The 12283-nt window shown below is 50.7% G+C and carries 10 protein-coding genes and 1 pseudogene; all 11 read left to right on the top strand.

Annotated elements, in window-relative coordinates:
* Nucleotides 1-916, top strand: a 916-nt coding sequence (gene alr / locus ACR0QE_RS05530; RefSeq protein ID WP_432627364.1) for an alanine racemase, incomplete at its 5' end; no start/stop codon positions are given.
* A 169-nt stretch (nucleotides 917-1085) separates the two neighbouring features.
* A complete protein-coding gene (locus ACR0QE_RS05525; RefSeq protein WP_432627363.1) occupies nucleotides 1086-1451 on the top strand; it encodes a type II toxin-antitoxin system PemK/MazF family toxin in 366 nt (121 codons plus the stop codon).
* Between the two features lie 178 nt (nucleotides 1452-1629).
* Complete coding sequence (locus ACR0QE_RS05520) at nucleotides 1630-2568, top strand: hemolysin family protein (RefSeq protein WP_432627362.1); 939 nt, start codon at nucleotides 1630-1632, stop codon at nucleotides 2566-2568.
* Between the two features lie 221 nt (nucleotides 2569-2789).
* Nucleotides 2790-3974: an ABC transporter substrate-binding protein gene (locus ACR0QE_RS05515; protein WP_432627361.1), complete on the top strand. Its 1185-nt coding sequence runs from the start codon at nucleotides 2790-2792 to the stop codon at nucleotides 3972-3974.
* 203 nt (nucleotides 3975-4177) lie between these two features.
* Nucleotides 4178-5884, top strand: coding sequence for an ABC transporter permease (locus ACR0QE_RS05510; RefSeq protein ID WP_432627360.1), 1707 nt, complete (start codon nucleotides 4178-4180; stop codon nucleotides 5882-5884).
* An 84-nt stretch (nucleotides 5885-5968) separates the two neighbouring features.
* On the top strand, nucleotides 5969-7045 hold the full coding sequence (locus tag ACR0QE_RS05505; protein WP_432627359.1) for an ABC transporter ATP-binding protein: 1077 nt from the start codon (nucleotides 5969-5971) through the stop codon (nucleotides 7043-7045).
* A gap of 91 nt (nucleotides 7046-7136) precedes the next feature.
* Nucleotides 7137-7991: pseudogene (locus ACR0QE_RS05500) on the top strand (sensor histidine kinase); the annotation flags it as partial.
* On the top strand, nucleotides 7963-8730 hold the full coding sequence (locus ACR0QE_RS05495) for a response regulator transcription factor (RefSeq protein ID WP_432627358.1): 768 nt from the start codon (nucleotides 7963-7965) through the stop codon (nucleotides 8728-8730). The pseudogene ACR0QE_RS05500 and the gene ACR0QE_RS05495, both read left to right, overlap by 29 nt.
* Nucleotides 8731-8958: 228 nt before the next feature.
* Complete coding sequence (locus tag ACR0QE_RS05490; RefSeq protein ID WP_432627357.1) at nucleotides 8959-9687, top strand: YebC/PmpR family DNA-binding transcriptional regulator; 729 nt, start codon at nucleotides 8959-8961, stop codon at nucleotides 9685-9687.
* Nucleotides 9688-9949: 262 nt separating this feature from the next.
* Complete coding sequence (locus ACR0QE_RS05485) at nucleotides 9950-11089, top strand: 2-methylaconitate cis-trans isomerase PrpF family protein (RefSeq protein ID WP_432627356.1); 1140 nt, start codon at nucleotides 9950-9952, stop codon at nucleotides 11087-11089.
* A gap of 113 nt (nucleotides 11090-11202) precedes the next feature.
* Nucleotides 11203-12195 (top strand): LysR family transcriptional regulator, encoded by a 993-nt coding sequence (locus ACR0QE_RS05480; RefSeq protein WP_432627355.1) that lies wholly within the window; start codon nucleotides 11203-11205, stop codon nucleotides 12193-12195.
* Nucleotides 12196-12283 lie beyond the last annotated feature (88 nt).

The following is a 12283-nucleotide window of genomic DNA, read 5'->3' as shown; positions in this document are numbered from 1 at the left end:
CCGGCAGGAGATGATCCGCCAGCAGATCCGCCCGTCGATCTTCACAATGGAGCAGGCGAGACCGCTTTCTGAGATGGCACAGCGCCTTGGGATGACGGCGCCGATTCATTTTGCTCTGGATACGGGAATGGGACGCATCGGAATGACCCCGGATGAGAAGGGAGCAGATCTCGCAAGAGAGATTGCCGCTCTCCCGGGAATTGAGACCGAGGGTCTGTTCACACACTTTGCGCGCGCTGATGAGGCGGACCGCGAGGCAACCGTCAGCCAGTATGAGCGCTACCAGCATTTTTGTGCTCTTCTTGAGGAGAGAGGTGTAAAAGTTCCGCTCCGCCACTGCTCAAACAGTGCAGCGATTATCGACTTTCAGGAGATGCATATGGGACTTGTCCGCGCGGGAATCTCGATTTACGGCATGTACCCGTCTGATGAGGTGAACAAGGATGCCGTTCCGCTGCGTCCGGTGATGAGCTTAAAGAGCCGGATCACTTATGTCAAGGAGATGCTTCCGGGACAGGAGATCAGCTACGGCGGTCTTTACAAGGTCACGAAGCCGATGCGCGTTGCGACGGTTCCGGTCGGTTATGGGGACGGTTATCCGAGATCCCTGACCGGAAAAGGGATGGTTCTGATTTCCGGAAAGCGCGTTCCGATTCTCGGACGCATCTGCATGGATCAGTTTATGGTCGATGTGAGTGAGATTCCGGAGGCAAAGGTGGACACCGAGGTGACCCTGATCGGAAAAGACGGGGATGACCGGATTTCGATGGAGGAGGTTGCAGACTGGTGCGGAGGTTTCCACTATGAGATCAGCTGTGATCTCGGAAAGCGGATTCCACGTGTCTACGTAAAAGACGGAAAAGTGATCGGAACAAAAGATTATTTTGATGATTCCTATGAGGGATTTACTGTTTAAGCGTTCGTGACGGGACACCGCTTTGCTGCATAAAATAATCACAGAAAGGCAATAATAGCTCTAAAACAGCTGTCCACATTTCGTGGGATCTCTCCAAGACATGGAAAACATGAGACAGGGGATAGACAGGGGATGCCGGAACTTGCAGGACAGAGACGGAGTGAAATCAGTGATTATCAGACGAGGAGACATTTATTATGCAGATCTGCGCCCGGTCATCGGATCGGAACAGGGCGGAGTCCGGCCGGTTCTCATCATCCAGAATGATGTGGGAAACCGGCACAGCCCGACCGTGATCTGTGCGGCGATTACCTCAAAGATGAACAAGGCGAAACTGCCGACCCATGTGGAGTTATCCACGCGTCGCTGTGATATGGTCCGCGATTCGGTGATTCTCTTAGAACAGTTGAGGACGATTGACAAACAGCGTCTTCGCGAGAGAATCTGTCATATAGATGAGGAACTGCTTGGAAAGGTCAACCAGGCATTGATGGTGAGTTTAGAGCTCCCGTTTCCGGGAGAGCATCTGCTGTAAAGCTTTTTCTACATAGGATAGAAAAGCGGAGTCTGCTGCGATGCTTCGCCATTGACGAATCAGGAAAAATCGGGTACAATTACGACAAAAAAGAGATGTCGCAGAGCAGAAAAAGACAGGAGTTCCTGCTTTTTGTGTTTTGCGACATCTCTGTAAAAGAAAGGGAGTTTTGAGTCTTATGGACGAAGGCAGTTTGTCGTTGCCAATTCTGATTGTCGTGGCGGTTGCCGCGGCTTTGACAGGAGCGGCAATCTTGGCAATTCGTATCTACCGGAACCACAGACGTGAAAATGTGACAGAAGAAGATATTCGGACGATGGTGAGCGAAGGACAGGAGCAGGGCGTGTTAGAGAGCGGAGAGGCAGAGATGATCTCCAATATTTTTGAGATGAGTGACAAGCAGGCATGGGACATCATGACGAACCGCAAGAACATTGTGGCGATTGACGGTTCCCAGACATTAAAAGAGGCTGCGGACTTTATGCTCAAGGAGTGCAACAACAGCCGCTTCCCGGTCTACGGTCAGGATCTCGATGACATTCTCGGCACGGTGCATCTGCGTGATGTGATGGTGCATGTGCAGAATCCGCATGAGGCGAGAATGGCGGTTGCGAATGTGCCCGGAGTGATGCGGACGGCCCATTTTATCCCGGAGACGCGAAACATCTCTTCTCTTTTTAAGGACATGCAGTCACAGAAGATTCACATGGAGATTGTGGTGGACGAGTATGGACAGACCGCCGGTCTGGTGACGATTGAGGATATCCTCGAGGAGATTGTCGGAAACATCATGGATGAGTATGATGTGGACGAGCAGTATATCGTCCGCGGGGACGGAGACGCCCTGATTATGAGCGGAATGACGCCGCTTGAGGACGCAGAGGAAGAGCTTGGGATCTCCTTTCCGGAGGAGGACCGTGACAATTACGATACGCTCAACGGACTGCTGATTTCCCGTCTTGACCGGATTCCGAAGGAGGATGAGCATCCGGAGATCCCGTATCTGGGCTTTCTGTTTTCTGTGCTCAAGGTAGAGGGAAGAATCATTCACTCTGTCCGCGTGACGAGGATTGCGACAGATTCGCAGCGCGATCCAGAGGTGGCGGACCACGCCTGAACCTCTGAAAATTGTCAGATCATACGTGAGAATACGAAGAATCAGACAGAAGTTCGACAATTTACCCGCGTATTTCATAAAAAATCAAACAGAACACGTGAATATCAATAAAAAATGGAACGATAAGTTCAGAAAATCAGACAATCTTACTGAAAATAGGGTTTCCGCCCCTTCTTTTTTGTGATAGAATCAAGCTATCAGAAAAAAGGAGGGGTTTTATTATGAGGAAAAAATTGGCATTGTTGCTGGCATGTTCCATGTTGTTTGGACTGACCGGATGCGGAAACAGCAGTACCGGTTCAACCACAGCAGCTCCGACTGAAGCAGCGAAGACGGAAGAGACGACGGCTGCGGCATCTTCCGAGGCTTCCGCAGAGAAGAGCGACGGCGGAGATCTCGACGCTCTGATTGAGGCGGCAAAGGCAGAAGGAGAGCTGACCGTGTATGGCTCCTGCGAGGAGGAGTATCTCTCTGCTGCCTGCCAGAATTTCGAGAAACTCTACGGAATCAAGACGAAGTTCCAGCGTCTGTCCACCTCCGAGGTTTACACAAAGGTATCTGAGGAAGCAGGAAAACCGTCAGCGGACGTATGGTTCGGCGGTACGACAGATCCTTACAATGAGGCAGTTGCAGCAAATCTGCTGATGCCTTATGAGGCAGTGAATGCGAAGAACCTCATCAGTGACCAGTACAAGGATCCGACGAACTGCTGGTACGGAATCTACAAGGGCATTCTTGGATTCATGGTAAATTCCGAGGAGCTTGAGCGCCTGAAACTGGATGCACCGAAGACCTGGGATGACCTGACGAAGGAAGAGTACAAGGGTCTGATCATGATGTCGAACCCGAATACCGCAGGTACCGCAAAGCTCGTGATTAACACGATGGTTCAGATGAAGGGCCACGATGAGGCGATGGAGTACTTTAAGGCACTCGACAAGAATATCGCCCAGTACACGAAGTCCGGTTCTGGCCCGTCCAAGATGGTAGGTCCTGGCGAGTGTGTCATCGGTATCGGCTTTCTGCACGATGGTATTTACCAGATTCTGCAGGGCTATGACAACATTCAGCTGATTGTCCCGGAAGATGGAACGTCTTACGAGATCGGCGCAACGGCAATCTTTGAGGGATGTGCACATCCAAATGCAGCAAAGCTGTGGATCGAGTATGCGCTGTCTCCTGACTGTGTAGACCAGGCGAAGGATAACGGTTCCTATCAGTTCCTCGTTCTGAAGAATGCACAGCAGCCGAAGGAAGCAGAGGAGTTCGGTCTGGATATGAACAACACGATCGATTACGATTTCGCAGATGCCAAGGCAAACAGTGCGAAATATGTGGAAGATTTCTTCAATGCACTTGGAAGTTCTGCTGACAGTGCAGATTCGAGCAGATTCCTGACAGAGTAGGGATCGACACTACCGGTTATAAAAAAGCCGGATCGTGATTGCCGACTAAAATAAAAAGTGATCTGCAATGTGACGGAATATCTGCCGCGCGGTACTGCGAAAAGCGGTTCCGCGCGGTTTTTGCGTTGCGAAAGCAGCGTCGCTTAAGAAAGATGCAGAGCTGATGTGTCGATGTGTCTCTTAGTTAGAAAGGGGGACTGGCTGTGGCCAGAAGACAAAGCGCCGAACTTGAGCGCAGAAAATTTTTCTCAGATCCGATCTTGATCAGTATGATTGCGGTGCTGCTGATCTTTTTGTCGCTGTTTATTCTGTATCCGCTTCTGATGCTTCTGGTAGACAGCTTCTACTCAGAGGGGCGGATTACCCTGGATGTATTCCGGCGTGTGCTGAGCTTGGAGCGGTTTCAGAATGCATTTCGCAACACACTGGTGCTCGGCGTGATCACCGGTCTCGCCTCCACAGCGATCGGACTGTTGTTTGCCTATGTGGAAGTCTACGTAAAGCTGAAGACAAAGATCCTCGAAAAGCTGTTCGGACTCGTGTCGATGCTTCCGGTTGTATCACCGCCGTTTGTGCTGTCCCTGTCGATGATTATGCTGTTTGGACGAAGCGGTATCATCACGAGATCCATGCTTCACATCTATGATTCAAACGTGTATGGATTGAAGGGTATTGCGATTGTGCAGACGCTGACGTTCTTTCCGGTCTGCTACCTGATGCTCAAGGGACTTTTGAAGAACATTGATCCCTCCCTCGAGGAGGCAACCCGTGATATGGGTGCGACGCGCTGGAAGGTATTTACGAGCGTGACATTTCCACTGCTTCTTCCGGGACTTGGAAATGCGTTTCTGGTAACGTTCATCGAGTCGGTTGCAGACTTTGCAAACCCGATGCTGATCGGCGGTTCGTATGATACGCTTGCGACGACGATCTATTTGCAGGTGACGGGTGCTTATGACTCGACGGGTGCGGCGGCGATGTCCGTTGTTCTCTTGTCTCTGACCGTGATTCTCTTCCTGATCCAGAAATATTATCTCGAGAAGAAGACGGCGGCAACCCTGACCGGAAAGGCATCGAGAATGAGAATGCTGATCGAGGATAAGAGCGTGACGACCCCGCTTACGATCTTTTGTGGAATCGTGGCAGCCTTCGTTCTCCTGATGTATATCATGGTTCCGTTCGGTGCGCTGTTTACCTTGTGGGGACGCGATTACAGCCTGAGCCTCAAGTGGTTCCAGTATATGTTTAAGACGAGCGGACTAAAGGCGTTTAAGGATTCCTTCGTGCTCTCCCTGATTGCAGCTCCGATCACCGCCTTTTTGTCGATGGTGATTTCCTACCTCGTTGTAAAAAAACGTTTCCGCGGGCGCAGCTTCATTGAGTTTGTCTCGATGCTTGCGATGGCAGTTCCCGGAACGGTTCTCGGTATCGGTTACATTCGCGGTTATGCGAACGGACTGTTTCGAAGCGGAGTCTTAAGCAGTCTCTACGGAACAGGAGTCATCCTGATCATCGTCTTTGTTGTGCGAAGCCTTCCGACCGGAACGAGAAGCGGAATTTCCGCACTGCGCCAGATTGATAAGTCGATCGAGGAATCTGCCTACGATATGGGTGCAAATTCCGCGAGAGTGTTTATGACTGTGACGCTTCCGCTGATTAAGGATTCGTTTTTCAGCGGTCTTGTGACGGCGTTCGTGCGAAGCATCACAGCAATCTCCGCGATCATTCTTCTTGTGACTCCGGATTTCCTGCTGATTACCTGTCAGATCAATGAGCAGGCGGAGAAAGGAAACTATGGAGTTGCGTGTGCATATGCAACTGTTCTGATCGTCATCACTTACGGAGCTGTTCTTCTGATGAACCTGATGATGAAGTTTTTCGGAGTCAGCCGGAAAGTGAAGGAAGAATAAAGGTTAAGGAGATAAAGACGGAAAAGGAGACAGGGCAGTCTCTTCGGAAATGTGGAAAATAGAATCAATCAGGAGGAAGACGGGATGGAAAAAAAGAAAAAAGGGGTTCGGCTCGAACATATCTCAAAAATTTATAATGACCCTAAGACCGGAAAAGAATTTTATGCCGTGCACGATGCGGATCTGAATATTGAACCCGGAACGTTTGTGACACTTCTCGGGCCTTCCGGATGTGGAAAGACGACAATCCTCAGAATGATTGCCGGATTTGAGAGCCCGGATGAGGGAGAGATCTATCTCGACAATGAGCCGATCAATGGGCTGACGCCGAACAAGCGGGATACTGCGATGGTATTCCAGAGCTATGCGCTTCTCCCGCATTACAACGTGTTTGACAATGTGGCTTACGGATTAAAAATACGAAAGCTGCCGAAGGATGAAATCCGCGAGAAAGTGCTCAACATTTTAAAACTTGTGGAGATGGAGGGCATGGAGTCGCGAATGACGAATCAGCTTTCCGGAGGTCAGCAGCAGCGAGTTGCTCTTGCGCGTGCCCTTGTTCTCGAGCCGGGCGTGCTTCTCTTTGATGAGCCGCTCTCGAACCTTGATGCAAAGCTGCGTGTGACGATGAGAACCGAGATCCGGAAGATCCAGCAGAAAGTCGGAATCACGGCGATCTATGTCACTCACGACCAGTCGGAGGCGATGAGCATTTCTGACCGGATCATCATTATGAGCAAGGGAAAAGTTGAGCAGATCGGAACGCCGAGAGAGATCTACTATCACCCGAATTCCCGCTTTGTCGCAGACTTTATCGGAGAGGCGAACTTCCTCGATGCACAGGTTCTTGAAGCCGGGGAGGAGAAGGCAAAGATTCTCGTCGCCGGGGAGACGATCGAGGTCAACAACTTTGCCCACGCAAAGGCGGGCGATAAGTCAGAACTCGTTCTCCGCCCGGAGGCAGTGAGCCTTTCTGAGAGTGGGGTGATTGAGGGAACCGTAACGCTCTCGACATTCATGGGTTCGTACCAGTATTACCAGTTAAATGTGGGAGGAATGGAGATTCAGATTACGGATTACAATCCGGTCAACCGCAGAATTTATGAGACTGGGGAACGGGCTTTTCTTGACTTTGATCCGAGAGGCGTTTATATTTTATAGCATCAATCTCGCATCGGCTTAGAGCCGCAGGGTCGGATTGAAAACGCTGGAAGTTAGAGAGGAATGAGGCGGCATGTGGGCATGGTTTAAGAGAAAGCGGGAGATGCAGAAAAGAGAAGACTGTGAGCGGATCCTCAGAGGCCTTAAGCAGGTTCAGGACGGAAATCTTGAGACGGAGATCTGTGCAAAGTCGGATCCGGATCTTGCACAGATTGCGGATGCCTGCAATGAGATGATTGAGAGCCTGCGGCGTGAGCGGGAGTCCTCGCGCCAGATGGCGGAGCTTGTGGCAGCGGCTCAGAACAAGCAGCTCGAGTCCCAGTTTAATCCGCATTTTCTCTACAATACGCTGGAAAACATCCGGTACATGTGCCGTCTTGATCCTCAGTCTGCGGAGCAGATGGTCCGCGATCTGTCCGGGCTTATGCGTTACAGTCTTGAGAATACCGGGGGAGAAGTGATTCTCTCGGAGGACTTGGACCATTTGTCCCACTATCTTGCGATTCTGAAATACCGTTTTGGAGACCGGTTTCAGTTTGAGACGAAGATCAGTCCCGAGGCGCTCTCGTGCCGGATTCCGAAGCTGATTCTTCAGCCGATGATTGAAAATGCGGTCAAGTACGGGTTCGGTGGGACCAAAAAAGAGATTCATGTGAATTTGAAGGCTTACTGCCATGAGGGGACACTGTTTTTGATTTGCAGGGATGACGGCATGGGAATGAGTCAGAGCGCACTCAAGAATCTGGCGGCTCTTCTCGAACAGAGGGAGAATACCAGCCGTCATTCCGGTCTTTACAACATTCACCGGAGGATTGGCCTGCTCTACGGACGTCCGTATGGAGTGGAGATCCGAAGTCTGGAGGGCGAGGGAACGAGCCTTGTCGTGACACTTCCGGTGCGCGAGGGGGAAGAGAACGATGCTGCGGATTCTGATCGCAGAGGATGAAGAGGTGATCCGAAAGGGACTGGTATGCACGACGGACTGGCTTTCCATGGACTGTGTGGTCGTGGCGGAAGCCGCAGACGGTCAGGAAGGACTTGAAAAAATTCTCGAGAGCCGTCCGGATGTGGTGATTGCGGATATCTGTATGCCCTGTCTTGACGGGATTGAGATGATCCGTCAGGCGGAAAAGCAGGTACGCTTTAAGAGCATTCTTTTGACAAGCTATGAAGATTTTGAGTTTGCAAAGAGGGCGATCGAGGCGAAAGTCAGCGCCTATCTCTTAAAGCCGGTCGATGAGGAGGAACTTGCGCGTGTGATCGGCGAGATCCAAAAGGAGATCGACCTTGAGAGGCGCGCAGAGCGTGCGCTGCGGCAGACGGAGGAGAATCGGGCAGAGACCGCGGTAAAGAGTGCTCGCGTGATGGAGAATGGCTATGTCGCGGAGTGCATCCGCAGAATTCAGAAAGATTACCAGAAGCGCCTGAGCGTGGAGCAGATCGCGGAGGAGCTCGGTGTGAGCGCAAGCTACTTAAGCCGAAAGTTCAAGGAGGCGACCGGGCAGACGTTTTTAGATTTCTTGAATCGCTACCGCATCCAGCAGGCAGTGACGCTTTTAGAGACCGGGAGATACCGGATTTCAGAGATCTCGGAGGCGACGGGATTTTCGGATTACAAGCATTTTTGCGCCGTATTTAAGAAATATACATCAAAATCGCCGACAAAATTTCAGCAGGAGTATTGATCTTCCGTCTGTTTGGTGCTAAAATGATAAAGATGTTTTGTCGTAACGTTCTGTAAGTCTGTGCTTTTTTCGATTGATAACGGATTGAAAATTTGTGATTTGTGATCTTCGATTTTCGGTTATTGTTCAGAATGAAGAATTAATGAAGAATTACAGAATGACCACGATGGTTTCCGCACAATGCGGATAAGGACGAGAAGAGAAAGATAGATAAGGAGCTGTTATTTTATGTCAGGACATTCTAAATTTGCCAATATCAAGCACAAAAAAGAGAGAAACGACGCTGCCAAGGGTAAAGTATTTACCGTAATCGGACGTGAGATCGCCGTAGCTGTAAAAGAGGGCGGCCCGGATCCGGCTAACAACAGCAAGCTGCGTGATGTAATTGCGAAGGCAAAGGCAAACAACATGCCCAACGATACCATCGACCGCGGAATCAAGAAGGCTGCCGGCGATGCAAACTCTGTAAACTACGAAGTACTGACCTACGAGGGTTACGGCCCGAACGGTGTTGCAATCATCGTAGATACCCTGACCGACAACAAGAACCGTACCGCAGCAAATGTGAGAAGCGCATTTACCAAGGGCGGCGGAAACGTAGGCGCACAGGGAAGCGTATCCTTCATGTTCGACAAGAAGGGTCAGATCGTGATCGATAAGGAAGAGTGCGAGATGGATCCGGATGAGCTGATGATGCTGGCTCTGGATGCAGGCGCAGAGGATTTCTCCGAGGAGGAGGACAGCTACGAGGTAATCACCGCTCCGGATGATTTCAGCGCAGTTCGTGAGGCTCTGGAGAAAGAGGGTATCCCGATGATGGAGGCTGATGTCACCATGATCCCGCAGACCTGGGTTGAGCTGACAAGCGAGGATGATATCAAGCGCATGAATCGTATTCTGGATCTTCTGGATGCAGATGACGATGTGCAGGCTGTTTACCACAACTGGGATGAGTAAGAGATAGTCGATCTCTGTGTCGATTGGAACTTGGTCAATTTTATACGGCTGTGAAGCGTGAGGCGGTCGCAGGCCGGAGAAAGAGAAAATCTCTTTTTCCGCGTTCTGCGGCCGCTTTTTGTCTCCGCATATCATAGAAAACTTGGATAACCTTTATATGAAATCATATATTTTACTTATAACCTTTCTGGATTTATAATTTAATCAGGATAAGAAAAAAGAGAAAAACAGCTTTTGATTTTTTTATGGAGGGCTACGAATCATGAGAAAATTTCAGACGGTATTTATGAGAGGCGGCACCAGCAAGGGATGTATGTTCCACAAGGAGGATCTTCCGGAGGACAGAAGTGAGTGGGACAGCATTTTCCTTCAGGCGATGGGAAATCCGGATCCGAAGCAGATTGACGGTATGGGCGGAACGGTTTCTTCCAACAACAAGATCGTGATTGTCTGGAAGAGCGAGGAGCCGGGAATCGATGTGGAATACCTGGTCGGTCAGGTTATCGTCGGAAAGAGCCAGGTGGACTACAAGTCGAATTGCGGAAATATGACCGCAGCAGTCGGCCCGTATGCGGTTGAGGAGGGCATGGTAACGATCACTGAGCCAATCACGACTGTTCATATGCTCAACCGAAATACAGACAAGTACATCGATGTGACCGTTCCGATCGATCCTGAGACCCACACATTTGCCCAGAAAGGCGACTGTGCGATTGCCGGAGTAGATGGAACTGCGGCAGAGCTGAAAGTAAAATTCTTAAATCCGGCGGGCGCAAAGACCGGTAAACTCTTGCCAACCGGAAAATGCGTGGAGACTCTGGAAATTCCGGGATTCGGACCGATTGAGGCGACGATTCTTGACGTGTCAAATCCGATGGTTTTAGTCAAGGCGGAGGATATTGGAATGACGGGAACAGAGCTTCCGGAGGAGATCAACAGCAATAAGGAGATCTGCGACCTTCTCGAGAAGATCCGTGGAACCGCCTGCTGCAAGATGGGATTTGCGAAAGATTTGAAGGATGCGACGGAGAACAGCCCTGCTGTGCCGAAGGTCGGATTCGTGACTGTTCCGAAGTCCTATACGGATATCTCCGGCGCACAGGTGAGCGCAGAGGACATGGATGTATGTGCGAGGGTGATCTCTGTGTTCAAGTGTCATAAGGCGTGTCCGCTTACGTCTGCGAGTGCAATCAGTGTGGCGGCAGCGATGAAGGGTTCTGTCGTGGAAAAGGTGCTGCGCCCGACGGATCAGGTGGAGAATGTCCGCATCGGCCATCCGAGCGGAATTATGACGATGTGCCCGGAACTCAGAGAAGAAAACGGAGAGCTTGAGCTTCCGAGCGTTGCTGTGCAGAGAACGGCGAGAAGAATCATGGACGGAATACTTTACATTCGAAAATAAAAAAGATAACAGAAAAGAAAACAGAAAAATAAACGATAGGGAAAGAGTGTGGAAGAGAGAGTCTGGTGTTATAACAGGCTCTTTTTTTGTCCGGAGGAGAAGGAGGATTTTGAATGGATTTCAGGCAGTATCAGTATGTGCTGAAAGTGGCGGAACTTCAAAACATGACGAAGGCGGCGAATGAGCTCTATATCACACAGCCCTCCCTCAGCCATTATATCGCGCGTGTTGAGGAGGAGATGGGAACAAGGCTTTTCAACCGAGATACAACGCCGATTTCGCTGACTCCGGCAGGGGAGCGCTATGTCGAGACGGCAAGGATGATTCTGGCGCTCAACGATCGGCTGAAACAGGATGTGACAGACATTGCGAAGAACAAAAAGGGGGTGATTCGCGTCGGGATGTCCCATGCGCGCGCTTCCTTTTTCCTCCCATATGTGCTTCCGGAGTTCAAGGCACTCTATCCGGGCATCGATGTGCGGACCGTGGAGGTGCGCTCTGATCTGATTGAGGAGTATGTCGCAAAGGGGCAGTGTGACATCGGGGTGCTTCCGCTCCCGCTGTCAGGGAAACATAAGCTGGAACAGGAGGTCATCTGCAGGGAGGAACTTCTTCTCGTCTCAGGAACCCCGCTTGAGCAGGCTGGAAGACGACAGGAGAAAAGTGAGAAAGACAGTACAAAAGACAGTACGAAAGAAAGTACGGAGAGCGGACGGCGCCCCTATGTGAATCTCGGAGAGCTTGGGGAGTATCCGTTTACGCTGCTCAAGAAAGGGCATGGAATCCGGACGGCGGTCGATGTGCTCTTTATGGAGCATGGAATCTCTCCGAAGCAGATCTTTGAGACGACGAGCAACGAGACGGCATACCGCCTTTCGACTGTGGATATGGGACTGTCGATTGTGCCGGAGACGACCGTGATTCTCTCCCATGCAGTCCGGACACCGTATCTGTATGCGCTGACCCCGAATGGGATTTTCTGGGAGATCGGCGCGGTTTACCGGGAGAGGACGCTGCTAACCGGTGCTCAGAAAGAATTCATCCGCCTGATGCAGGAGAAATTTGCCGGCTGTGTCAGTGGGATTGAGACCCCATGCCATTTATGACATGATTCCGATTCCGAACTAGGCATTTCACAAAGTCATCATTTTCCGTTATCATAAAGCCATCAGAAAAACACAGGGCGGTCAGCAA

This window comes from Brotaphodocola sp. (assembly GCF_050873065.1).
Classification (GTDB): domain Bacteria; phylum Bacillota; class Clostridia; order Lachnospirales; family Lachnospiraceae; genus Brotaphodocola.
The sequence above is the reverse complement of the archived record's forward strand: the minus strand, read 5'-3'. Positions and strand labels throughout refer to the sequence as shown.

Excerpts from the sequence above, each read along its gene's own strand:
- ACR0QE_RS05495 (WP_432627358.1), top strand. The coding sequence starts at position 7,963 with ATGCTGCGGATTCTGATCGCAGAGGATGAAGAGGTGATCCGAAAGGGA.
- ACR0QE_RS05490 (WP_432627357.1), top strand. The coding sequence starts at position 8,959 with ATGTCAGGACATTCTAAATTTGCCAATATCAAGCACAAAAAAGAGAGA.
- ACR0QE_RS05480 (WP_432627355.1), top strand. The coding sequence starts at position 11,203 with ATGGATTTCAGGCAGTATCAGTATGTGCTGAAAGTGGCGGAACTTCAA.
- ACR0QE_RS05505 (WP_432627359.1), top strand. The coding sequence starts at position 5,969 with ATGGAAAAAAAGAAAAAAGGGGTTCGGCTCGAACATATCTCAAAAATT.
- ACR0QE_RS05520 (WP_432627362.1), top strand. The coding sequence starts at position 1,630 with ATGGACGAAGGCAGTTTGTCGTTGCCAATTCTGATTGTCGTGGCGGTT.
- ACR0QE_RS05515 (WP_432627361.1), top strand. The coding sequence starts at position 2,790 with ATGAGGAAAAAATTGGCATTGTTGCTGGCATGTTCCATGTTGTTTGGA.
- ACR0QE_RS05485 (WP_432627356.1), top strand. The coding sequence starts at position 9,950 with ATGAGAAAATTTCAGACGGTATTTATGAGAGGCGGCACCAGCAAGGGA.